The sequence below is a fragment of the Sphingomonas sp. ATCC 31555 genome, assembly GCF_000282895.1.
Lineage (GTDB): Bacteria > Pseudomonadota > Alphaproteobacteria > Sphingomonadales > Sphingomonadaceae > Sphingomonas.
The window spans coordinates 12,170-34,056 of record NZ_ALBQ01000006.1; the positions used below are offsets into that span (position 1 = coordinate 12,170).

17 protein-coding genes and 1 tRNA gene are annotated in these 21,887 nt (G+C 66.1%); 7 read left to right on the forward strand and 11 right to left on the reverse strand.

Annotation, left to right across the window (positions count from 1 at the left end):
* The first annotated feature begins 2 nt into the window (after positions 1 to 2).
* Both B215_RS0103040 and B215_RS0103045 read left to right on the forward strand, forming a co-directional pair.
* Positions 3 to 1,253: an NAD(P)/FAD-dependent oxidoreductase gene (locus B215_RS0103040; protein ID WP_019368158.1), complete on the forward strand. Its 1,251-nt coding sequence runs from the start codon at positions 3 to 5 to the stop codon at positions 1,251 to 1,253.
* On the forward strand, positions 1,250 to 2,434 hold the full coding sequence (locus B215_RS0103045; protein ID WP_019368159.1) for a M24 family metallopeptidase: 1,185 nt from the start codon (positions 1,250 to 1,252) through the stop codon (positions 2,432 to 2,434). Before B215_RS0103040 ends, B215_RS0103045 begins: the two co-directional genes overlap by 4 nt.
* A 39-nt stretch (positions 2,435 to 2,473) precedes the next feature.
* On the opposite strand, the gene B215_RS0103050 is transcribed toward B215_RS0103045, so the two are convergent.
* Complete coding sequence (locus tag B215_RS0103050) at positions 2,474 to 3,997, reverse strand: OprO/OprP family phosphate-selective porin (RefSeq protein WP_019368160.1); 1,524 nt, start codon at positions 3,995 to 3,997, stop codon at positions 2,474 to 2,476.
* A 253-nt stretch (positions 3,998 to 4,250) separates the two neighbouring features.
* Positions 4,251 to 7,010, reverse strand: coding sequence for a DUF5695 domain-containing protein (locus tag B215_RS0103055; RefSeq protein ID WP_019368161.1), 2,760 nt, complete (start codon positions 7,008 to 7,010; stop codon positions 4,251 to 4,253).
* 122 nt (positions 7,011 to 7,132) lie between these two features.
* On the opposite strand from B215_RS0103055, the gene B215_RS0103060 reads away from it, so the two are divergent.
* The 3 genes from B215_RS0103060 to B215_RS0103070 all read left to right on the forward strand — a co-directional run bounded on the left by B215_RS0103060 (position 7,133) and on the right by B215_RS0103070 (position 12,818).
* A complete protein-coding gene (locus B215_RS0103060; RefSeq protein WP_026008887.1) occupies positions 7,133 to 9,508 on the forward strand; it encodes a beta-L-arabinofuranosidase domain-containing protein in 2,376 nt (791 codons plus the stop codon).
* Between the two features lie 49 nt (positions 9,509 to 9,557).
* Positions 9,558 to 11,321, forward strand: coding sequence for a DUF885 domain-containing protein (locus B215_RS0103065; RefSeq protein WP_019368163.1), 1,764 nt, complete (start codon positions 9,558 to 9,560; stop codon positions 11,319 to 11,321).
* A 105-nt stretch (positions 11,322 to 11,426) separates the two neighbouring features.
* A complete protein-coding gene (locus B215_RS0103070; protein ID WP_026008888.1) occupies positions 11,427 to 12,818 on the forward strand; it encodes an NAD-dependent succinate-semialdehyde dehydrogenase in 1,392 nt (463 codons plus the stop codon).
* 150 nt (positions 12,819 to 12,968) lie between these two features.
* Here the strand turns inward: B215_RS0103070 and B215_RS0103075 are convergent, their stop codons facing one another.
* Positions 12,969 to 14,507 (reverse strand): DHA2 family efflux MFS transporter permease subunit, encoded by a 1,539-nt coding sequence (locus B215_RS0103075; protein ID WP_019368165.1) that lies wholly within the window; start codon positions 14,505 to 14,507, stop codon positions 12,969 to 12,971.
* A gap of 148 nt (positions 14,508 to 14,655) precedes the next feature.
* On the opposite strand from B215_RS0103075, the gene B215_RS0103080 reads away from it, so the two are divergent.
* Positions 14,656 to 15,705: a type III polyketide synthase gene (locus tag B215_RS0103080; protein WP_019368166.1), complete on the forward strand. Its 1,050-nt coding sequence runs from the start codon at positions 14,656 to 14,658 to the stop codon at positions 15,703 to 15,705.
* Entirely contained in the window at positions 15,702 to 16,205 is a 504-nt protein-coding gene (locus B215_RS0103085) for an isoprenylcysteine carboxyl methyltransferase family protein (RefSeq protein WP_019368167.1), read from the forward strand. Before B215_RS0103080 ends, B215_RS0103085 begins: the two co-directional genes overlap by 4 nt.
* On the opposite strand, the gene B215_RS0103090 is transcribed toward B215_RS0103085, so the two are convergent.
* The 8 genes from B215_RS0103090 to B215_RS0103125 form a co-directional block, all read right to left on the reverse strand.
* Complete coding sequence (locus B215_RS0103090) at positions 16,195 to 16,458, reverse strand: hypothetical protein (protein ID WP_019368168.1); 264 nt, start codon at positions 16,456 to 16,458, stop codon at positions 16,195 to 16,197. The two genes, B215_RS0103085 and B215_RS0103090, sit on opposite strands and share 11 nt — an antisense overlap.
* Positions 16,459 to 16,623: 165 nt before the next feature.
* Positions 16,624 to 16,699: transfer RNA gene (locus B215_RS0103095), tRNA-Phe, on the reverse strand.
* 31 nt (positions 16,700 to 16,730) lie between these two features.
* Positions 16,731 to 16,913: a DNA gyrase inhibitor YacG gene (locus B215_RS0103100; RefSeq protein WP_019368169.1), complete on the reverse strand. Its 183-nt coding sequence runs from the start codon at positions 16,911 to 16,913 to the stop codon at positions 16,731 to 16,733.
* 5 nt (positions 16,914 to 16,918) lie between these two features.
* Positions 16,919 to 17,869 carry a ribonuclease E/G gene (locus B215_RS0103105; protein ID WP_019368170.1) on the reverse strand — a complete coding sequence of 317 codons (951 nt, stop codon included), beginning with the start codon at positions 17,867 to 17,869 and terminating at the stop codon, positions 16,919 to 16,921.
* Positions 17,862 to 18,431 (reverse strand): Maf family protein, encoded by a 570-nt coding sequence (locus B215_RS0103110; RefSeq protein WP_019368171.1) that lies wholly within the window; start codon positions 18,429 to 18,431, stop codon positions 17,862 to 17,864. The genes B215_RS0103105 and B215_RS0103110 overlap by 8 nt, the downstream gene beginning before the upstream one ends.
* Positions 18,432 to 18,444: 13 nt before the next feature.
* Positions 18,445 to 18,663, reverse strand: a complete 219-nt coding sequence (gene infA / locus B215_RS0103115) for a translation initiation factor IF-1 (protein WP_003049127.1) — start codon at positions 18,661 to 18,663, stop codon at positions 18,445 to 18,447.
* Positions 18,664 to 18,929: 266 nt separating this feature from the next.
* Complete coding sequence (locus B215_RS0103120) at positions 18,930 to 21,119, reverse strand: sodium-translocating pyrophosphatase (protein WP_019368172.1); 2,190 nt, start codon at positions 21,117 to 21,119, stop codon at positions 18,930 to 18,932.
* Positions 21,120 to 21,384: 265 nt separating this feature from the next.
* Positions 21,385 to 21,870, reverse strand: coding sequence for a DUF1440 domain-containing protein (locus B215_RS0103125; protein ID WP_019368173.1), 486 nt, complete (start codon positions 21,868 to 21,870; stop codon positions 21,385 to 21,387).
* Positions 21,871 to 21,887 lie beyond the last annotated feature (17 nt).

The following is a 21,887-nucleotide window of genomic DNA, read 5'->3' on the forward strand; positions in this document are numbered from 1 at the left end:
AGATGCAGCCGATGCAAGGCAAGATGATCGTGATCGGCGGCGGTGTGGTCGGGCTCGCCAGCGGGCTGGCACTCGCGCGCGCCGGATACCGGGTTACCGTGATTGACGACGATCCCGCGCGGGAGGCGGCATCCTGGGGCAATGCCGGTCATATCGCCATCGAACAGGTGGCACCACTCGCATCCTGGGCGACCATTTGCAGCCTCCCGCGGCGACGTTTTGCAGCGGGCGGTGCGGTGGGGCTGCCGCCGGCGGCATGGCGGCGTTGGCTGCCCTTCGGGCTGCGGCTGCTTGGCGCGGCGCGGCCGGCGCGGTTTGCCGTCGGCAAGATGGCGCTGGGCGGCCTGCTGGCCGAGGCGATGCCGGCCTGGCAGAGGCTGATCCAGGCGCTGCGCGAGCCTGACCTGCTGCGCATCGACGGGCATCTCGTCGCCTGGTCAGGCGCGGACACTGCGGAGGCGGGCTGGAACGCCTGGATGGCGGCCGATATCGGCACTGCGGCGTTCCGCGATACCAGCGCAGCGGAGCGGGCGTGCCTGCCCGGCGGCCCGATCGCCGATGCGATCCGCTTTACCAATACGGCGCAGATCGCCGATCTCGGCGCGCTCGACCGGGCGTTGCGCGCCGCGCTGATGGCGTCGGGGGGCAGCTTCCGTGCCGGGCGGGCGACACTCGAGACGATCGACGGCGCAGCGCGCGTGCGGCTGGACGGCGCGCTGCTGGCGGAAGGCCCGGTGCTCGTGGCAGCAGGCGCGCGCTCCGGAGCTCTGCTCACGCCGATCGGCCACCGCGTGCCGATCATCGCCGAGCGCGGCTATCACTTGCGGTGCCGGGACCATGACTGGCCCGCCGACCTTCCGCCGATCGTGTATGAAGACCGATCGATCATCGTCACGCGCTATGCAGACTGCGTGCAGGTGGCGAGCTTTGTCGAATTCGCCGATGCCGATACGCCCGCCGATCCGGCGAAATGGGAGCGGCTGGAGGCGCATGTCGCTGCGCTGGGCCTGCCGCTGCGCGGACCCTTCACCCGATGGATGGGCGCACGCCCGACGCTGCCCGATTATCTACCGGCGATCGGGCGGAGTGCGCGAACGCCTAACCTACTCTATGCATTCGGCCATCAACATCTCGGGCTGACCTTGTCGGCAGTGACCGGTGAGATCGTTGCCGCGCTGGCGGCCGATGCCGCTACACCGGTCGCGATGGCCCCCTTTTCTCTCGAACGCTTCGGATCAAGGAAGACGATATGACGATCGGCGGTTCCAACGCCGCGGCCGAGCTGGCCGCACTTGTACCCTGGGGGGATCGCGCCCCGGCAATCACCGAAGCGGAACGGCTGGACCGGATTGCCCGCGTGCGAGCGCGGCTGGAAACGATGGGTGCGCAGGCGCTGCTGGTCAACGCCGGCATGTCGCTGCGCTACTTCGCCGGCGTACCCTGGGGGGCGACCGAGCGGCTCGTGGCGATGCTGCTGCCGCTGCATGGCGAACCCATCATGATTTGCCCGCGCTTCGAGCTGGGCTCGCTCAGCGCCGACATGGGTATCGTGGCGGACATGCGGCTGTGGGAGGAAGATGAGGATCCGTTTGCGCTCGTCGCCGACGCGCTGGGCGGGGTGACCACGCTGGCGGTGGATCCGGCGCTGCCCTTCCAGATGGCGGAGCGGCTGCGCCGTTCCGCGCCGGGGGTCTCGCTGGTCGACGGTGCCCCCGCGATCGACGGGTGCCGGATGCGCAAGTCGCCTGCCGAGATCGCGCTGATGCAGCAGGCGAAGGCCATGACGCTGGCGGTGCACCATGCTGCCGCGCGCATCCTGGAACCGGGCATCACCACCGGCGCGGTGAAGCGCTTCATCGACCAGGCGCATCGGGCGCTGGGCGCGGCGGGATCAAGCTTCTGCATCGTCCAGTTCGGCCGCGCGACGGCCTTTCCGCACGGCCTGCCCGGCGAACAGGCGCTGGAGGAGGGCCAGCTGGTGCTGATCGACACCGGCTGCACCGTGGAAGGATATCATTCGGACATCACCCGCACCTACGCCTTCGGCCGGGTGTCCGACCAGGAACAGGCGATCTGGGCGCTGGAAAAGGAGGCGCAGGCCGCCGCCTTTGAGGCTGCCGAGCTGGGTGCGCCGTGTGAGCGGGTGGACATGGCGGCGCGGGCGGTGCTCGAAAAGGCGGGGCTGGGGCCGGACTATCGGCTGCCAGGCCTGCCGCACCGCACCGGCCATGGCATCGGTCTGTCGATCCACGAACCGGCCTATCTGGTACGCGGCGACCGCACGCCGCTCGACGTCGGCATGTGCTTTTCGAACGAACCGATGATCGTGGTGCCCGATCGCTTCGGCGTGCGCCTGGAGGATCATTTTCACATGACCGACACCGGTCCGCGCTGGTTCACCGAGCCGCAGGCGGCGATCGATCGCCTGGCATGAACGAAACGGCCGCCGCTCGCACGGCGGCCGTTCGCGGGATCAGAAGGTGATGCCGACGCCGGCGGTTACCGTCTGGCCATTGTCCTTGCCGGTGAAAGAACCGGCGCGGTTGTTGGTGTTCCAGTGGATCAGGTTCAGCTGGACGCGGATGATGCTGTCCAGGAACCAGTTGGTGCCGATCGTCGCCGCGGTGCCCTTGCCGCCGGTCGGCAGACCCGAATAATCGACGCTTTCGTAGCGGGCGAGCAGTTCGATCGCGCCGGGGCCGCCTTCGAACACCGGCCGCAGCACGCGCGGCTGGGCGAAGGTACCGAGACGCGGATTGTACGGCGGCAGATCGCCGGTGACGAAGAAGCCGGTGGAGAGGCTCCACGCCTTGCTTTCGAAGTCCGGACGGCCGCCGTTCAGGTGCGCGTTGCGCTTGCCGGCTTCGCCCATCACCCAGAACGGACCAGTATAGCCGCCGACTTCGACGCCATAGCCAGTAGTGCCGGTGCCGCCGACCAGCGTGCCGGTCTGCACGCGCAGATTGCCGTTGAAGCGGCCGCCGATCACGGTGTTGCGGGTCAGCGTGCCCGGGCTGCGCGAGGCCAGCGACTCGTCGAAGCCCCAGAGGCCGAGATGGACGACCGAGCGATCGGTCTTGAACGGGTTCCAGTGCACGCGGCTCATCACCGTGCGGCCGTCGTTCATGCCCTGGCTGGCATCGACGCTATCGCCGCTGAGCGTGATCGAGGCGTGACCGGTGTTCCAGAACAGCCGCGACATGAGCGCGATGCCGTAGAAGCCGCGCTGCGGGATGATCGAGGTGGCGACGACGTTGCGTTCCAGGAACGGCGGCGCGTCCGACCCGCCCGAACCTTCGAAGCTGCGATCGTTGAACATGTTGCCGAAGCGGACGTCGTACGAAACCTTGCCGATATCGTCGCGCCAGCCAACGAACATGGTGCCGACGTCGGACGTGTTGTCGGCGAAGTCGTTTTCGAACTGGTAGAAGAAGTGCGGGCCGACCGCGCCTTCGATGCCGATACGCAGCGCGCGGGCACCGGTGGTGGTTTCGTTGCGCGCGTCATATTTCGAACCGAAGGTCGAACTGACGTGGTTGATCATACGACCGCGCATCTTGAACAGGAACTTGCCGTCGGCCGAGCGGAAGATCGGCAGGCCACCACGCCATTCGGTGGTGACGTTGGACAGGTTCTGCGCCGAGCGGGCCTGCTCGACGGTCTGGTCGGCCAGATCGGCGGAGGCGAGCTGCGGGGCGAAGGAATCGGGCACACCATCGTCGTTCGCGACTTGCGTGCGCTGGCCCTGTTGGGCCTTCTGCACGGGTGCAGTTGCGGGCGCTGCGGCCTGGGCTGCCGGTGCGGCATGCTGACGGCCCTCGATCCGGTCGAGCCGAGCGCGAAGGGCGGCGATCTCTTCGGTCTGCGCGCGGAGAAGTTTGATCAACTCGGCCTGATCGGCCTGATCGGCCTGATCGGCCTGTGCGATCTGGGCGAGCGCTGGCGTAGCGAAAACGAGCACGGACGCAGCCGCACCCGCGAGCAGCGAGATTTTCATGATATGCCCCGACTTGATTGTGATGGGATCGCCGTTTGCAGCGATCTGTCCCAGTATAGGCGGGGAAAGCGGCAGGCTGGGCGCTGCCGAGGAAAAAGCTATTGAAGCTGTAGTGAAATGCAATGTCTGCGCGACGGTGCATGTTCCCAAGCTATGGGTGGCAAGTCGTGGTTTTCTGCGGCGAACGCCATTCGATCGATAGTGGACCGATACGAATCGCGCGCGGCGTTGCTAAGTAGATTTCCTGAAATCTTCACGCGGGGCGAACCCCTTGTCCGCTGGCGGGCGCGAGACGGATTTCCTGCGGCGTCGACGTAAGCGGCACCGCCGTTCCGCCACGTTCCGGGGTGCCCCCCTGGACGAAGTAGCTAGGCTCGCCGACCGTCCTGTCCACCCGGACCAGCGCGCGCGGCGTCGTTGCGGTTTGCGGGTCTAGCGTGAGCGTCACGATGCCGGTGGACGGCTGAAAGCGCGCGGAGGCGATCTTGCCGGCTTCCAGCGTGATCCACAGGCCCGCCGGAGCGACGAACAGCCGGCTGCGCGCGCCATCTCGCGGCTGGATCGTCACAGCATCGGAGGCGACGCGGATATTGCCGCCATAGCCTAGCCAGCCGAACTCCGGATCGCGGACCAGATAGGTGGCGGCGGCATAGGCATGGGCGAAGTAACCCGAGCCATAATCGCCGCTATACGGATCCCATGCCATCCGATCGGGCCAGGCATGGAACGCCGCCGATCCGAAGCCATCGCGATCGATATTGGTGATGCCGCCCATCAGCCCGCCATACGCCACGCGCAGCAGGTGCAGGTCTTTCGGGTCGGCGCGGAACGCCTCGAAGAGCGGCAGCGCGTTGTTGGTCGACCCATAATGGTGGATCTGCCGCTCGATGCGCGGATATTTGCCGCCGTACAGGAAATCCCAATAGCGCCGGGCATTGCCGTTATAGCCCCAGTGCGGGATCAGCGGATCATAGCCGAGGATCACCTCCACCGTCTCTGCTGCCTGCTTCGGATGGCCGAAATAGCGCATCCAGGCATAGACTTCGGGCTGCCCGGTCGAATCCCACGCCATTTCGCTGCCAAAGGGATAGGCAAGGCCCTTCCAGTGATCGGCGCGACCCTTCATCAAGCTTTCGACTTGAGCGGCATCCCGGGTCAGCCCTTCGCGCTTCAGATCGTCGAGGATGTTGACGAAAACATTACCTTCCATCTGCCCGAACTGAGTGTAATAGGGCGCATCGCGCATCATCGCGACGATCGTCCTGCGGGCATGATCGAGATACCAGCGCCAGTCGTGATGCGTCACCAGGCCCGGATGGTTGCGCGCCAGGCGGTACAGCACCCAATAGCCGAGCGCGACATGCGGATAGTTGAACGAGCGGCCGAGATCGTCCGCCTCCTTCTTCGGCCAGCTGGTCCAGCTCGACCAATCGGACGCCGCATCGTAGGCCCCGGGGAAGCCGGCCGGATCATAGTAGAACAGGCTCTTCTTCACTGCGCCAGCGTGTTCGCCATCGGCGACCTGGAGCTTGCCGAGGATCGTCTTGTCGATCACCGTTTCCAACTTGGCGATCTCGCCCGCATCGGGATTGTCGAGCTGCTTCATTACCGCGGCAATCCAGCCGCCAGCACCTCCTTCGTCGCTCATGCCCGCGATCCAGACGCGCGGCTCCTGGGTGACGATCCGGTCAGTTTCGCGGTCGTAGCTGAGGATTGCGGGCGCGCGGCGGAACGGGTCCTGCGCATCGTCGAACCATTGTTTCGTCGTTGTGAAGTGGCCCAGATCGGCCATGATCTGTTCGAGCGGCTTGGTGACGAAATAGCTGACGGTCTGCGCGGTGCCGTCGGTATAGGTGATGGTAACCCGCGCACGGCCCCAGCCGCGCCCGCGCACCGCATAGCGTCGCCAGCCATTCAAGTTGCCTGCCGCCGCTACCGTCATCGCGCCGACGGGCGCCACGTCGACTCGGGCGACCGGCTGCCGGTAGCGGAGAAAAAGCGAAGCTTCGACGTCGTTCGGCACGACATAGCCGGGTACGCCGAGCGCGACCGGGCGGCCCTGCGCAACGAGCGTCGGCTGGATGCCACGGATCGACGGTGCTTGCACCAGACGCACGCCGATGGCGCACGTTTCGCCTGGAGCCAGCGTGAAGCTGGACGGCACGTTCCACTGTTCGCCGGCGCTGCGCCATTCCTGTTCGGCGAAGCCCTTGGAGGCGATGGTCCAGTCGTAAAAGCCTTCGGAAACCTGGCTGCGCGGGCTCTTGTCGGTCATGATCGCATTTGCGCCGGCCTCTTTCGGCGTCTTGAGTGGCGCATAGGCTTCCAGCGGGGTGCGGCCATCGGGGAGCACCAGCAGCGCCGGGCCCTTGCCGTTCAGGCGGGTGACTTGAAGATAGCCGGCATCGCGGCCGATATAGGGATCGACAAAGCTCGCCTGGGCGTGGGCGGTTTCCAACGTGCGATCGCGCAGGATGTTGTCGAACACCATCGGCAGACCGAGCCCGCCGATTTCGACGGGCTTGTCGCTGGCGTTGATCAGCCGGAAGCGAAGCACCGGCACGCCGCCGACATTCAGCCAACGCCGTTCGATGCGTAGCGGAAAGCCTGGCCCCATGCTTGCACTGATATCCGCTGCCGCGAATACCGGCCCGCCGGAGGCGAGCAGGCGGATCGGGCGGCGCGCATGCCAGGACGCGTAATCCTGCCAGCGCCCGCCCGCGGTGCGCAGCCGCACATCGATATCGCCAACATGCGCATAGCCATCGCCCTGTCGCTCCGCTTCCCGATTGCCCGGTACGAAATCGAAGGCGGGCTCGGCGAGCGGCGAGAGCCGCGCCAGCGTTTGAGTGTCGCTGCGCAGTGCCAGCGCGAAGCTCCCGATCCGGAACTGCGTCGTATGCACCGGCGGTAGCGTGGCCGCCGCCTTCTGTACCGCCGATACGCCGGACGCAGACAGGGTGGCACCCGTCAGGGCTGCCGCTGCTAAGAAGCTTGCACGAAAGGAAGACATACAGATTTAGATCATGCGATCGATCCAGGGTCAAGGATATTATACGGTATATAAATGGCGGAAAATCCGTTGACCCACCGGGCAGGCGTTCGTAATCGTATACGATAGCATGGGGATGTGTGATGCGCGGTACGAGACGGGAATTACTAGCCACCGCCGGTGGCGCGCTGTTGGCCGCAAGCCCGCGGGTCGGGCTCGCCCAAGCCGCCCGAACGGCTCGATTGCCGACCAAGCTGGCGCCGCTGCCGCTGCCGGCGTTGCGCTTGCGCCCATCGGACTATGCCAATGCGGTCGCGGCCAATCATCGTTACCTGTTGTTGCTGAGCCCGGATCGGCTGCTCCACAACTTTCACAAATATGCCGGGATGACGCCCAAGGCGCCGATTTATGGCGGGTGGGAAAGCGATAAGATCGCCGGCCATACGCTGGGCCATTATCTTACTGCGTTGGTGCTCACCTGGCAGCAGACCGGCGATCCCGAGATGCGGCGCCGAGCAGACTATATCGTCGCGGAACTCGCCGCGGCGCAGGCGAAGCGCGGCACCGGCTATGTCGGTGCGCTGGGCCGGAGGGGCGCCGACGGCAAGATCGTGGACGGCGAGACGATCTTCCGCGAGATTATGCGTGGCGAGATCAAGTCCACCGGGTTCGATCTCAACGGTTCGTGGTCGCCGCTCTATACGGTGCACAAGCTGTTCGCCGGGCTGCTCGACGTCCATGCCGGTTGGGATAGCCCTCAGGCGCTGCAGGTGACGCTGGGCCTTGCCGGCTATTTCGAGCGCGTGTTCGCGGCGCTCGACGACGAACGGATGCAGCAGGTGCTGGGCTGCGAATATGGCGGGCTGAACGAAAGCTTTGCCGAGCTCTATGCCCGCACCCGCGATCCGCGCTGGATGGCGATTGCCAAGCGGCTCTACGACAACCGGGTGCTCGATCCGCTGAAGGCCGGCGAGGATAAGCTCGCCAACGTCCACGCCAACACCCAGGTGCCCAAGCTAATCGGCCTTGCGCGCATCCATGAACTGACTGGTGATGTGGGAGATGCGGCGGCGGCACGCTTCTTTTGGGAGCGGGTGACGCAGCATCACAGCTATGTGATCGGCGGCAATGCCGATCGCGAATATTTCGCCGCGCCGGACAGCATCGCGCTGCACATTACCGACCAGACGTGCGAGCATTGCAACACCTATAACATGCTCAAGCTGACCAGCCATCTGTTCGCCTGGGCGCCGGATGCCGCGTTGTTCGACTTCTACGAGCGCGCGCACCTCAACCATGTGATGGCAGCACAACACCCGAAGACCGGCGCCTTCACCTACATGACGCCGCTGATGACCGGCGTGCCCCGGAAGTTCGCGCAGCCTGACGAGGAGGAGTTCTGGTGCTGTATCGGCTCCGGCATGGAAATCCACGCCAAGCACGGCGAAGCGGCGTTCTGGGAAGGCGAGGGGATGTTCCTTGTCAACCTCTACGTTCCGGCCGAGGTGACGTGGAAGGCGCGCGGCGCGCGGCTGGTGCTGGATACCAGCTACCCGATCGGCGGCACTGCGACGGTGACGATGGCAGCGCTCGCGCGGCCGGGGCGCTTCGCCCTCGCGCTGCGGGTGCCGGGCTGGGCGAGGGGCCGGGCGGTGGTGACGGTGAACGGCAAACCCGCGGGCGCAGCGTTCGACAAGGGCTATGCGATCGTCGAGCGGGCATGGAAGGCAGGCGATGCGCTGGCGATCACGCTGCCGATGGAGCCGCGCCTGGAAGCGACGCCGGGCGACGCTTCGGTCGTGGCGGTGCTGCGCGGGCCGTTGGTGATGGCGGGCGATCTGGGGGCAGCTTCGGATCCGTGGGAAGGCGCCGATCCGGCGATGGTGGGGCAGGACCTGCTCGCCGGATTCCGCGTCGATGCCGAACCCGCAACCTATCGCACGGCGGGCGTGGTGCGCCCCGGCGATCTACGGTTCGTGCCGTTCTATCGCCAATATGACCGGCGCAGCGCAGTGTATTTCAAGCGCTTCGGCGAAGGCGAATGGCGGGCCGAACAGGCCGCCTATTTCGCCGAACAGGCGCGGCTGAGAGAGGTGCAGGCGCGCGCGGTGGACGTGATGCATCTTGGCGAAATGCAGCCGGAACGCGATCATGATCTGCGCACAGGGGGCGCTTCCTTCCCCGTCGCCTATCGGGGGCGGCAAGGCCGCGATGCGCGATCGGGCGGCTGGTTCGACTTCACGATGAAGACGCGCGAGGGGCCGCTGGTGCTGCAGGCGACCTATTGGGGCGGCGAGCGCGACCGCGATTTCGACATTCTGGTAGACGATGTGAAGATCGCCACCCAGCATCTGGGCGAAAAGGATCGGCCGGGAAAGTTCTTCGATGTCGAATATCCGCTGCCGGAGGTGCTGACCAAGGGCAAGAAAGCGATGCGCGTGCGCTTTGTGCCGCACGATCGCAACACTGCCGGCCCGGTGTTCGGCGTGGTGCTGTTCACCCCGCGGACCTCCGCGTAGCCTTATCGCCCTGTCCTCAATCTCTCCTCCCGCGAGCGAGCCCGTATCGATGAACGCCAAGCCCCTGCTGCCCTTGATCCTGTTGGCGCTCGCCGCTCCTGCCGCTGCGAACACGCCGCCCGCGCGAAGGCCGGTCTCCGCCGATGCGCGACTGAAGGCGATCACGACTGCCGAATATGCCTGGCGCCGCCAGCAGCAGGGGCCGGGAGAAGACACGCCCAATGGCCCCGCCGGCGGCCTGCCCGATGTTGGACCTGCCGCCCAGGCGGCGCGGCTCGCCCGCTGGACGCAGACGGCGCGCCAACTCGCCGCGATCGACCCGGCGAAGCTGTCGCCCAAAGCGCGGATCGACTACCTCGTCTATAAGGGCCAGATCGATGCGCTGCTCGCCGAACAGCGTTTCCGCGACTATGAAAAGCCGCTCACGTCGGACACCAGCTTCTGGAGCGACGTGGCCGAAGCGGCCCGCGGGCGGTTCGTGCGCGAGGCCGATTACCGCGCCTATCTGAAAACGTTGCGCGAGGTGCCGCGCTTCTTCGACCAGAACATCGCCAATATGCGCGCCGGGCTGCGACGCGGCTTCACTCCGCCGCAGATCACGCTGGCAGGGCGCGACGTAGGCGTGGCGCAGGGGGTGGAGGCGCCGGCGGAGGAGAATCTGTTCGTCGCGCCGTTCCGTCAGTTTCCGTCGGCGATCCCGGCGGCCTTGCAGGAATCGCTGCGCCGGGAAGGTTTGGCGGCAGTGCGCGAAGCGGTGATCCCGGCGCACGCCAAGCTCCTGCAATTCCTGCGCACCGAATATATGCCTGGTGCGCGCAAAGCGCTGGCGGCGACCGAACTGCCCGACGGCCAGGCCTATTACCGCTCCAAAATCCGCGAATATGTGACGCGCGACATGACCGCCGAGCAGGTCCATGCGATCGGCGTGCGCGAGGTGGCGAAGATCCGCGCCGAGATGCTGGAGGTGATGCGGGAGGTGAAGTTCGACGGCGACCTGCCCGCCTTTCTCACTTTCCTGCGCACCGATCCGCGCTTCTATCCGAAGACGCCGCAGGAACTGCTAGAACGCGCCGCCTGGATCGCCAAGGGCTTCGATGCCAAGGCCAGCCAGTATTTCGGCCGGCTGCCGCGCAGTCGCTTTGCGATCAAGCCGGTGCCGGCCGATCTCGCGCCCTTCTACACCAGCGGCCGGGGCGGGCCGGGCATCTATCTGGTCAACACTTATGATCTGAAATCGCGGGCCAATTACCAGCTGACCGCACTGACCTTGCACGAGAGCGCGCCGGGCCACGCCTTCCAGATGCCGCTGGCCAATGAGAACAAGGATCTGCCTGCGTTCCGGCGGGAAACCTATCTCTCCGCCTATGGCGAGGGTTGGGCGCTCTATTCGGAGAAACTGGGCGTCGAGATGGGGATGTACGAAACGCCCTATGACCGTTTCGGAATGCTGAGCTACCAGATGTGGCGGGCATCTCGCCTGGTAGTGGATACCGGCATCCACGCGCTGGGCTGGAGCCGCGAGCGCGCGCAGCAATTCCTGCGCGACAACACCGCGCTCAGCAACCACGAGATCGAGACAGAGGTGGATCGCTACATCGCCTGGCCGGGGCAGGCGCTGAGCTACTATATGGGCGAGCTGGCGTTCCTGGAGGCGCGGGCGCGGGCTGAAAAGGCGCTGGGTGCACGCTTCAACATCCGCGCGTGGCACGATGCCATGTTGCAGCTGGGATCGGTGCCGCTGACGGTGATCGACCAGCGGACCGATCAATTCATTCGCGAGGGCGGTAAGGGTCCCTATCCGGACGAGGAATGAGGCAGGGTCCGTATTAGCCCCAATTCAGCCGTCCCACCGCTAGGCGCAAGACATGCCGGAACCCTTCCCCTGCCGCCCAAGTACGGCACGAGCATGGAGCCCGGCATGTCTTTCGCGACCATCAATCCCTATACCGGCGAAACGCTGAAGACCTTCCCCACGGCGACCGATGACGAGGTCCGCGGCGCGATCGATCGCGCGCATCGGGCGTTCCTCGACTGGCGAAGCACCGGCTTTGTCGAGCGGGCGCAGGTGATGCGGGCGGCGGCGGCCATCCTGCGGCGCGACGTGGACCACTATGCCCCGTTGCTCACGCTGGAAATGGGCAAGCTGATCGGCGAAGCGCGCGCGGAAGTCGAACTCTCTGCCGCGATCTTCGACTATTATGCCGAGCATGCCGAGCGGCTGCTCGCCCCGGAGCCGCTGCCGGTGGCCGATCCGGCCGAGGGACAGGCGGTGCTGGTGTGCGATCCGCTGGGTGTGCTGCTCGCCATCGAGCCGTGGAATTTCCCCTATTATCAGATCGCCCGGATCATCGCGCCGCAGCTCTCCGCCGGCAACACGATCCTGCTGAAGCACGCGGCGAACGTGCCGCAATGCGCGGCGGCGTTCGAGGCGCTGATGTGCGCGGCGGGGCTGCCCGAGGGCGCCTTCATCAACCTCTATGCCGCGCATGCGCAGGTGGAACTGATCCTTGCCGATCCGCGCGTGCACGGCGTGGCGCTTACCGGATCGGAAGCAGCCGGGGCGCAGGTGGCGGCGATTGCGGGCAAAGCGCTCAAGAAATCGACGATGGAACTGGGCGGGGCGGATGCCTTCGTCGTTCTGAAGGACGCCGATATCGAGAAGACCGTACGCTGGGCGGTGTTCGGCCGGCACTGGAACGCCGGCCAGGTGTGCGTCTCCTCCAAGCGGATGATCGTCGCCGACGAGATCTACGACAGCTTCCTGCTGCGCTACCGCGCGGGCGTGGCGGCGCTGCGCATGGGCGATCCGCTTGATCCGGAGACGACACTGGCGCCATTATCCTCGCAAAAGGCGGCGGACGATGTGCGGGCAATGGTCGACAAGGCAGTGGCGCATGGGGCCACCGCCACGCCGGTGGGCCCGGACGTGCCCAACCAGGGCGCCTTCGTGCAGCCGGTGATCTTAACCGACGTGAGCGACGACAATCCCGCCCGCCACTGGGAGTTTTTTGGTCCGGTCTCGATGCTGTTTCGCGCCCGCGACGAAGAGGATGCGATCCGCATCGCCAATGATTCGCCTTTCGGCCTGGGAGGATCGGTGTTCACCAGCGATATCGAACGGGGCAAGGCAGTCGCCCGGCGTATCGAGACGGGCATGGTGTTCGTGAACCATCCGGCGATGGTGAAGGCCGACCTGCCGTTCGGCGGCATTCGCCGCTCGGGCTATGGGCGCGAACTGCTCGGCCTGGGAGTTCGGGAATTCGTGAACCACAAGCTGATCGACGTAGTGGATATCGACGCGCCGTTCTGAGGGCATTGAAGCGGGCGGGCGGTACGTGCCCGCGCCAACCTATCCCGTCTTCGGCCCAACGAGTTCAGCGTCGCTGGCACGCGCAAAGGTTGGGAGTGCGGCGGGGGCTCAACGGTCGTGACGACCTTCCGGCAGGGGGCGGCTGGAAGATCACGCGTCGTCGCCGATCGGCGCAAGGCGAACCCAGAAGAGCATGGCTACCGCCGCTATCGTCAGGAGGCCGCATAGCAGCCAAGCGGTGTTGACCGCCGGCACCAACGCGGCCCTCTCCACCAATGGCCGCACCATCTCGGTCGCGAAATCATCGAGCGGTTGACCGCGTTGTTCGAGAAAGGCGTCGCGCGGGATGCCGATCCGCACCGCCGTCGCCACGTCGCCCGCGCGCAGCCTGTTTGCAATCTCTGTACCCGCAGTCGTCGCGCGGCTGAAGATCGTGGTGTCGATCAGCGCCAGCCCAACTGCGCCGCCCAGATTGCGCATGAGGTTGAACAGTCCGCTACCGTCGGCAACCAGCCGATCGGGCAAGCGGCCCAGTGCCATGCGGGTTGGCGGCAACAGGCAGAACATGATCGCTGCGCCGCGCACGATCTGCGGCACGATCATTGCCGCGAAATCGGTCTGCCCGGTCTGCCGGGTGCTGAGCAGCAGGCCGATCGCAAACAACACGAAGCCAAAGCCGGTCAACAGACGAGGATCCATCCGGCGCTCGGCATAGACCGCGATCGGCGCAGTCAGCAGCTGGGTGCAGCCCGTCACCAGCATGATCTCGCCGATACGCAGAGGCCCATGCTCGCGCACCAGGCCCAGGAAGAAGGGCATCAGATAGGTGGAGCCGAACAGTCCAAAGCCGAGCACGAAGCTCAGCAGGCAACCGATCGTGAAGTTGCGGTCGACGAAGCAGCGCAGTTCCACCAGCGGCGCGCGCGATACCAGCGTGCGCCAAGTGAATCCAATCGCGCCGGCAGCGGCGAGGGCAAGCAGCCCCAGCACGCGCGGCGCCGTCCAGCCCAGCGTCGGCGCATCCTTGAGGCCGATCTGAAGCGCAACCAGCGCAGTGGCGAGCAGGCCGAGCGCGACAAGGTCGATCGGGCGGCTTTCCCGGCGTCCGAGAGCGGCGCCGCGCAGGCAGACAACTGCACCTACCCCCGCAATGATGCCGGGGAGGATGTTCACCCGGAACAGCCAGTGCCAAGAGAAGGATTGAGTAATCCAGCCGCCGACGATCGGCCCGATCGTCGGCGCCAGCACCGCCGCGACACCTGCGATCGTCGTGGCGAGCGCCTGACTGCGCGGTGGAAACAGCAGGAATACCGCGGCGAACACCGCCGGAATCAGCGTTCCGCCAGCAGATCCTTGAACGATGCGCCAAGCGATGAGCGCGGCAAAGCTGTCGCTCGCTGCGCAGCCGACCGACGCAAGCGTGAACAGGCTGATTGCGGCGACGAACAGCCAACGCATGCCCATGCGCGCGGTGAGAAAGCCCGTCAGCGGAATCGCTACGATCTCGGCGGTGAGATAGGCGGTCTGCACCCACACCATTCGATCGGTTGCGATGCCAAGGGCCGCTTGAATGGTGGGCAGCGACGTCGCAACGATCTGGATGTCGAGGATCGCCATGAACATGCCCAGGCACATCAGGATGAAACCGGCCCATTGGCGATAGCCTGTGCGGCTGCTTTGGCTTAGCATGGGGAAGGCCGCATCAACCGAACGTTTCCTCACCGAGTCCCCCTGCGGAGCCGCAGTCATAGCGCAGACAAGGAACTCGCTGTTGGCAAATTCGTTGCGCGACTGAACCTTTTCCACCGGTCCGCCGGTAAGTCAGGCGGTAGCCTTCATGCAGCCGGTGTCCATCCTCTCTCTTACCACTGAAACCCCCAACCACATCCTGACGCAGAGCGAGGCGCTGGCCACCGCCCGCGACCTGATCGGCGACCAGTTCAGCGATTTCGAGCGGCTCGCCGCAGTCTATGCCAATGCCGGGATCCAGACGCGCCAGCTGGCCAAGCCGGTCGACTGGTATCGCAGCCCGCGCAGCTTCCTCGAACGAACCGACGCCTATCTGGAGGTCGCGCTGGACCTCTGGGTGGCGGTGGCGGTGAGGGCGATCGACGAAGCCGGCATCATGGCGGGGCAGATCGATACGATCGTCACCATCTCCTCGACCGGCATCGCCACGCCCAGCCTCGAAGCACGGGCGATGACGCGGATAGCGTTCCGGAACGACGTTGCGCGAGTGCCCGTATTCGGGCTCGGATGTGCCGGCGGCGCTACCGGACTGGGCCTTGCGAGCAAGCTGGCGCGCGCCACGCCCGGCTCGACGGTGCTGTTCGTCACGGTGGAGCTCTGCAGCTTGGCGCTGCGCACAGATCGGGCGGACAAGGCCGACCTCGTCTCCACCGCCCTGTTCGGCGATGGCGCTGCGGCGTGCGTGCTCCGTAGTGGCGTGGACGGCTTCGTCCAGATCACCGGCAGCGCCGAAAAGACCTGGAGCGATACGCTTGACATCATGGGATGGCGAGCGGAGCCAACGGGCCTTGGTGTCGTGCTGAACCGAGCCATTCCCGCCTTCGCCAGGCGGGAGATGCGTAAGGCGATGCAGGAAATGCTCGCGCCACAGGGGATCGCAATGGAGGATGTCGACCAGTTCATCTGCCATCCAGGCGGCGCAAAGGTGGTGGACGCCATCGAAAGCGCCCTTGCGCTCAACCAGGGCGCGCTGCTGACCGAGCGAGAGGTTCTACGGGACCATGGCAACATGTCCGCGCCCACCGTGCTGTTCGTGCTGGACCGGTATCGGCGCGCGGGCTTGCCCAAGCTCTCGGTGATCAGCGCGCTGGGGCCGGGCTTCACCGCCTCCTCGCTAACACTGCGCTGCGCGGCATGAGCGCGGCTTATGCCATTATGGCCTTCGTCACGCTGCAGCGATTGAGCGAGCTGGTAATCGCACGGCGCAACACTGCGCGGCTCCTCGCCGACGGCGCGCATGAGGTGGGCGGCGAACATTATCCCGTGATGGTTGCACTGCACACTGCCTGGCTAGCGGTACTGTGGTTCACCGTCGGCGATCGTCCCATCTCTCTACCGTTCCTTGCCGTCTTCGCGGTGCTGCAATTGATGCGCGTATGGGTATTAGCCACGCTGGGGCCGCGCTGGACCACGCGCATCATCGTTACCCGCGATGCGCCGCTGGTGCGGCGCGGGCCTTTCCGCTTCGTGCGCCATCCCAATTACATGGTGGTCACCGCGGAGATTGCCGTGCTGCCGCTGACCTTCGGCCTCATTTGGGTCGCGCTGCTGTTTACGGTACTGAATGCGGCGATGCTGACGGTGCGTATCCGCGCAGAGAACCGGGCGCTCTACGGCAGCGGCGGCGTCAGCGCTTAGGCGAAGCCTCGCGCTGCGCCTTGATGCGAAGCATTGCGGCGTGACATATGGTCGAGGTCTGATCGATTTTCGCGATCATGCAAGCTTCCACTTTCTTGCGGCTCAGCGATTTCATCTCGGCGGGACACAATCGCCGTGCCTCCTGCACGCACGCCTTTTTGCCCGCATCGGTTTGCCGCTGCGAGACTGCGTGCGCGGTACCCGCCAGCATGGCACTCGCAACCAAAAGGACGCTGATGGTACGCAAGATCATATACGCATCCTAGGACTGTGGCGCGCCACGCGGCGGCGGCGACGGAGCCGGCCTATCCCGTTTGAGACGCGCGAACAACGCTTGTTACCGGGTGGATGCGGCAAGGCCATCAATGGCGAAGCCAAGCGCCGTCGATCAGGCGAAAACGATATGTTTGAGAAGAAGTGGTGCCCGGGGACGGAGTCGAACCGCCGACACTGCGATTTTCAGTCGCATGCTCTACCAACTGAGCTACCCGGGCACACCGGCGGAACCGCCGGGGAGCGCGCCTCTTAGTCGCGCGAATCGGGGCTGTCTAGCCCTGAATGCGCATTTGGATTGGCGGGCTCGCCGGGTACGCGATAGCCCTCGCCCAGCCATTGCAGCAGGTCGCGATCCTTGCAGCCGCGGCTGCAGAAGGGCTTGAAGTCGGCGGTGCCGGGCTTGCCGCAGATCGGGCAGGCGTCGCGGGGCATGCGGGTCACTCCTTGGGGGTCACGAACTGGACCGTGCCGCCCATGCGGCGGGCGAGGCTGTCGGTCCAGTCGGGCTCGCGCGCCAGGCGGCGGGCGATTCGGCTATCCACCATATGGGTAGCGGGCACAGGCGGGGGAAGGCGTTCCAGCCGGCGCAGCTCGGCGCGCGTCGCCGCGCCCACCGGATCGGCGTGGAGCAGCTCGGGCAGCGAGGGGCGGGTGCGGCGGCGGACGATCTGGAGGAAGCCGAAGCCGTTCACCGCGGTGCGCTCGAAGGGCTGGGGGAGCGCGGCGTCGATCGCCTCCGCCACGGCGTTGCGCGCGCCCTTGCTGCTCAGTGTGGGGAAGTCGATACCGATCGAGCCGCCGATGCCGAATCGCTCGATCGCGCGGGCGACGGCGTGGGCGGCGGCGATCGAGAGCGCTTCGAGCGGGCCCGAGCCGTCGACATCGAACAGAGTCATGGCGGGGGTGGGCGACATGCGCAGCGCGCCACCGGGGAAGGCAATCTCGCCTGTATAGGCTTCGTCGAGCACTTCCGACCAGCCGGCCTCTTCCAGCACATCGGCTTCGTGAGCGCGGAGCATGCGCACCGGATGGGCGCTGGCGGCGATGCGGGCGAGCAGGTCCGGGCCGTCGGCCAGCGGTGCCTCAGCGGGCGCGGGAACGGCCTTGGGGAGCTTGGCGCGGCCGGGTTCGGGGATCGCCTCGCGGACGATCTTCACGCACAGCGGCGCGCCTTGCGTAGCGCCCTTGGGCAGCGGGTCGCACAGCGCCTCGCCGCCTTGGTCGAGCGTCACCTTGCCGGTCGATTTGTCGGCAAGTCGCGCTGCGCAGATCGCGCCGACCCGAACGGCGGTGTCGGCCAGTTCGATCCGCGCCTTCCAAATCACCCCGCGCGAAACGAGGGCGGCGCGGTTCTCGCCGATCCCCGCCTCGTACAGCCACTCAGCCAAGGTGATAGCCGGCGGCGGCCAGCAGCGCGCGGGCCTCGAATACCGGAAGGCCGACCACGCCCGAATGGCTGCCGGAGAGGAAGCGCACGAACGCTTCGGCCTTGCCCTGGATGGCATAGCCGCCCGCCTTGCCCATGCCTTCGCCGCTGGCGACGTACCAATCGATATCGGCGTCGCTGAGGCGCTTGAAGGCGACGACGGTGTCGGAGACGCGGGTGCGCGCCTTTCCGTCCGTGCCGATCACGCAAATGGCGGAGAGGCAGTGGTGGCGGCGGCCCGAGAGCAGCGCCAGCATGCGGCGCAGATCGGCCTCATCGGTGGGCTTGCCGAGGATGCGGCGACCGACGGCGATGGTGGTGTCGCCGGCGAGGACGATCTCGTCCGGAGCACGGTCGACCGCATGCGCCTTGGCGGTCGCGACGCGCAGCACATAGGGTCGCGGCAGCTCGCCGGGGCGGACATCCTCGTCCACATCGGGCGCAGCGATGCGATCGGGCGCGGCGCCGATCCGGGTGAGCAGATCGAGCCGTCGCGGCGAGGTGGAAGCGAGCACGAGCCGCATCGGCGGCACCTGCTTACTTGAAGCGATAGGTGATGCGGCCCTTGGTCAGGTCGTAGGGCGTCAGCTCGACGAGCACCTCGTCGCCCACCAGCACGCGGATGCGGTTCTTGCGCATCTTGCCGGCGGTGTGGCCGAGAATCTCATGGTCGTTCTCGAGCCGGACGCGGAACATGGCGTTGGGGAGAAGCTCCACAACCTGTCCACGCATTTCAAGCAGTTCTTCTTTGGCCAAAAAATGCCTCTCAGGGATTAGCGCGCGTAAAAGTGCGTCGCCCTTACAGCGCTGGAAGGAAAAAGGGAAGGCGGCGCGGGATGGGCGTGCGTCTTCGTGTGGGATGTGGGGAGATGGGCGCGGGAAGGCAAGGTAGGCACAAATCTCCCCGCCTGCGGGAGGGGAAGGGGATGGTGCGACGTGGAGGTTCTTGTCGCGACGGTGTCGCCCGCGAACCTTACACATCCTCCCCTAGCCCCTCCCGCAAGCGGGAGGGGGATTTCAGGTCAGTGCGTGCCGCCGCCGGCCAGCGCTGCGAGCAGCAAAAGCGCGACGATGTTGGTGATCTTGATCATCGGGTTCACCGCCGGGCCGGCGGTGTCCTTGTAGGGGTCGCCCACCGTGTCACCGGTCACCGCGGCCTTATGGGCATCGCTGCCCTTGCCGCCATAGTTGCCGTCTTCAATGTACTTTTTCGCATTGTCCCAGGCACCGCCGCCGCTGGTCATCGAGATGGCGACGAAAAGCCCGGAGACGATCACGCCGAGCAGCATCGCGCCCACCGTGGCGAAGCCCTGTTCCTTGCCCGCCACCGCGGCGATCAGGAAATAGACGAGGATCGGGCTCAGCACCGGCAGCAGCGAGGGCACGATCATCTCTCGGATCGCAGCCTTGGTGACGATGTCGACCGTGCGGGCGTAATTGGGCCGGCTGGTGCCCGCCATGATGCCCGGATTGTCGCGGAACTGCGCGCGGACATCCTCCACCACCGATCCGGCGGCGCGGCCGACCGCGGTCATGCCGAACGCGCCGAACAGATAGGGGAGCAGCGCGCCGAGCAGCAGCCCGACAATAATGTAGGGGTTGGAGAGCGAGAAGTTGACCGGCCCGGTCAGCCCCAGCGCGTCGCGATAATGGTCGAGGTCGGTGGTGTAGGCGCCGAACAGCACCAGCGCGGCGAGGGCCGCCGAGCCGATCGCATAGCCCTTGGTTACCGCCTTGGTGGTGTTGCCCACCGCGTCGAGCGCGTCGGTCTTGTGGCGGACCTCGTCTTCCAGCCCGGCCATCTCGGCGATGCCGCCGGCATTGTCGGTCACCGGGCCATAGGCGTCGAGCGCGACCACCATGCCGGCCAGCGCCAGCAGCGAGGTTGCCGCGAAGGCTACGCCGAGGATACCCGCGATCTGATAGGTCGCGATCACCGCGACGACGATCACCAGCGTCGGCAACGCGGTCGATTCGAGGCTGATCGCGAGGCCCTGGATCACGTTGGTACCGTGCCCGGTCACCGAGGCCTTGGCGATCGACCTGACGGGACGGAAATTGGTGCCGGTGTAATATTCGGTGATCCACACCAGCAGGCCGGTGACCGCCAGCCCGATCATCATGCACCAGAACAGCCCCATGCCGGTGACCGTCGGCATCGCCGCGGCGGCGGCCACCGCGTCGGCCGAAAGCGCGCCGTTGTCGAGCAGCGCGGCGGGCTCGCCCAGTGTGCTGATCGCGGCCTGCATGTCGCCGCCGAGCACATAATAGGTGGCGCCGTAGATCGCCGGCACCGACAGGATCACAGTGGTCCAGAAACCCTTGTAGAGAGCGCCCATAATCGACTGGTTGGAGCCCAGGCGCACCATATAGGTGCCGAGGATCGAGGTGATGATGCACACGCCGCCCACCAGCAGCGGCAGCGCCATCAGCCGGGTGAGCAGCACCGTATCGACGCCGCGCATCAACAGCGCGATCGTCACCATGGTGAGGCCGAGCGTAACGACATAGGTTTCGAACAAATCGGCGGCCATGCCCGCGCAGTCCCCGACATTGTCGCCGACATTGTCTGCAATCACGGCGGGGTTGCGAGGGTCATCCTCCGGAATCCCGGCTTCCACCTTGCCGACCAGATCGGCGCCGACATCGGCCGCCTTGGTAAAGATGCCGCCGCCCAGCCGGGCGAAGATCGAGATCAGCGAGGCGCCGAAGGCGAGCGTGGAAAGGGTAAGCACGACGAGACGATCGTTTGGAGCGTGCTGCGCAACATCCACCAAATACCAGAACAGCGCAGCGATCGAGAGCAGGCCGAGACCCGCCACAAGCATGCCGGTGATCGCGCCAGAGCGGAAGGCAAGGGTGAGTCCACCCTGCAGGCTGCCCCGCGCCGCCTCCGCCGTGCGGACGTTGGCGCGCACCGAGATGTTCATCCCGACGAAGCCGGCCACGCCGGACAGGATCGCGCCGATCAGAAAGCCGACGGTAGGGATTGGGCCGAGCGTGAAGAACAGCACGATGGCAACGACCACGCCGACCACGGCGATGGTTTGATATTGCCGGCCGAGATAGGCTTTGGCGCCTTCCTGGATCGCGGCAGCGATATCCTGCATCTTGGCATTGCCGGCGGGCGCGCGCAGCACCTGCTGGCTGGTGATGAAACCATAAGCTACGGCAACCAGGCCGCACACGATAGCGAAATAGACGATCGTCATGGAGTGTTATCCTCCCCTGCTATTGCGGGTCGCGGCGCGCGCCGGATCTGCCCGGTCTCGTCCGCAACCGCCGAGGGTATAGCAAGTGGGGGTTCGTGCAAGGCGATTAGGGTGGAACGAGCGGGGAGAATGTTTTCCCATTTCATCGTCTTCCCTGCCGAGGCGGGCATTCCTGTGCCTGCGCGTTTGCGGCGAGTGCCGATCTGGCAACCCTGATGGCTCCCGCCTCCGCGGAAATTTCTCTCGGAAGGCGGGGGAGGTAGGTTTAGCGGGTGCCGGCGATGATCCGGCGCACGCCTTCCAGCACCCAGCCATAGACGAGGTGGGATGCGGCACCATAGGCATGGATCGAAGCGGGAGTCTCGGTGGGGCCGCTGCCAAGGCCGAGCGCCGGCACGGCGCCTTCGTCGAGCAGCGCGGAGGTGACGACGCCATAAGCGCTGCCGAAACCCGAACTCGCCTGCGGGCGATATTCGGTGATCAGCCCATAAATGCCGCCCAGCACGCCGCCGACGAGATAATGCACCGCCTGACCGGACGCCTGCCGATAGGATTCCGGCACCTTTTCGCCGGTGGTCGCCTCGACGACAGCGTCAGCCGCCTTCACCGTCGCGGGATCCTCGTCGCTCTGGTCTTCTTTGGGCAGCAGCTTGCCGGCCTGGGCCTGGAAGGCCGCCATCGCGGCAGAGGCGACCAGGCCTGCGGTGACGCCCGCGAGAAGGCCGATCAGGGGACGGGGATTGGATGCCATGCGGTCTGCTCCGTGTG

What these genes read in the sequence shown, in the direction of transcription:
- B215_RS0103085 (WP_019368167.1), top strand. Translation starts at nt 15,702, where the DNA reads ATGAGCGCGGCTTATGCCATTATGGCCTTCGTCACGCTGCAGCGATTG.
- B215_RS0103075 (WP_019368165.1), bottom strand. Translation starts at nt 14,507, where the DNA reads ATGCTAAGCCAAAGCAGCCGCACAGGCTATCGCCAATGGGCCGGTTTC.
- B215_RS0103100 (WP_019368169.1), bottom strand. Translation starts at nt 16,913, where the DNA reads ATGCCCCGCGACGCCTGCCCGATCTGCGGCAAGCCCGGCACCGCCGAC.
- B215_RS0103125 (WP_019368173.1), bottom strand. Translation starts at nt 21,870, where the DNA reads ATGGCATCCAATCCCCGTCCCCTGATCGGCCTTCTCGCGGGCGTCACC.
- B215_RS0103070 (WP_026008888.1), top strand. Translation starts at nt 11,427, where the DNA reads ATGTCTTTCGCGACCATCAATCCCTATACCGGCGAAACGCTGAAGACC.
- B215_RS0103080 (WP_019368166.1), top strand. Translation starts at nt 14,656, where the DNA reads ATGCAGCCGGTGTCCATCCTCTCTCTTACCACTGAAACCCCCAACCAC.
- B215_RS0103040 (WP_019368158.1), top strand. Translation starts at nt 3, where the DNA reads ATGCAGCCGATGCAAGGCAAGATGATCGTGATCGGCGGCGGTGTGGTC.
- B215_RS0103050 (WP_019368160.1), bottom strand. Translation starts at nt 3,997, where the DNA reads ATGAAAATCTCGCTGCTCGCGGGTGCGGCTGCGTCCGTGCTCGTTTTC.
- B215_RS0103055 (WP_019368161.1), bottom strand. Translation starts at nt 7,010, where the DNA reads ATGTCTTCCTTTCGTGCAAGCTTCTTAGCAGCGGCAGCCCTGACGGGT.
- B215_RS0103110 (WP_019368171.1), bottom strand. Translation starts at nt 18,431, where the DNA reads ATGCGGCTCGTGCTCGCTTCCACCTCGCCGCGACGGCTCGATCTGCTC.
- B215_RS0103065 (WP_019368163.1), top strand. Translation starts at nt 9,558, where the DNA reads ATGAACGCCAAGCCCCTGCTGCCCTTGATCCTGTTGGCGCTCGCCGCT.
- B215_RS0103090 (WP_019368168.1), bottom strand. Translation starts at nt 16,458, where the DNA reads ATGATCTTGCGTACCATCAGCGTCCTTTTGGTTGCGAGTGCCATGCTG.
- B215_RS0103120 (WP_019368172.1), bottom strand. Translation starts at nt 21,119, where the DNA reads ATGACGATCGTCTATTTCGCTATCGTGTGCGGCCTGGTTGCCGTAGCT.
- B215_RS0103060 (WP_026008887.1), top strand. Translation starts at nt 7,133, where the DNA reads ATGCGCGGTACGAGACGGGAATTACTAGCCACCGCCGGTGGCGCGCTG.
- B215_RS0103045 (WP_019368159.1), top strand. Translation starts at nt 1,250, where the DNA reads ATGACGATCGGCGGTTCCAACGCCGCGGCCGAGCTGGCCGCACTTGTA.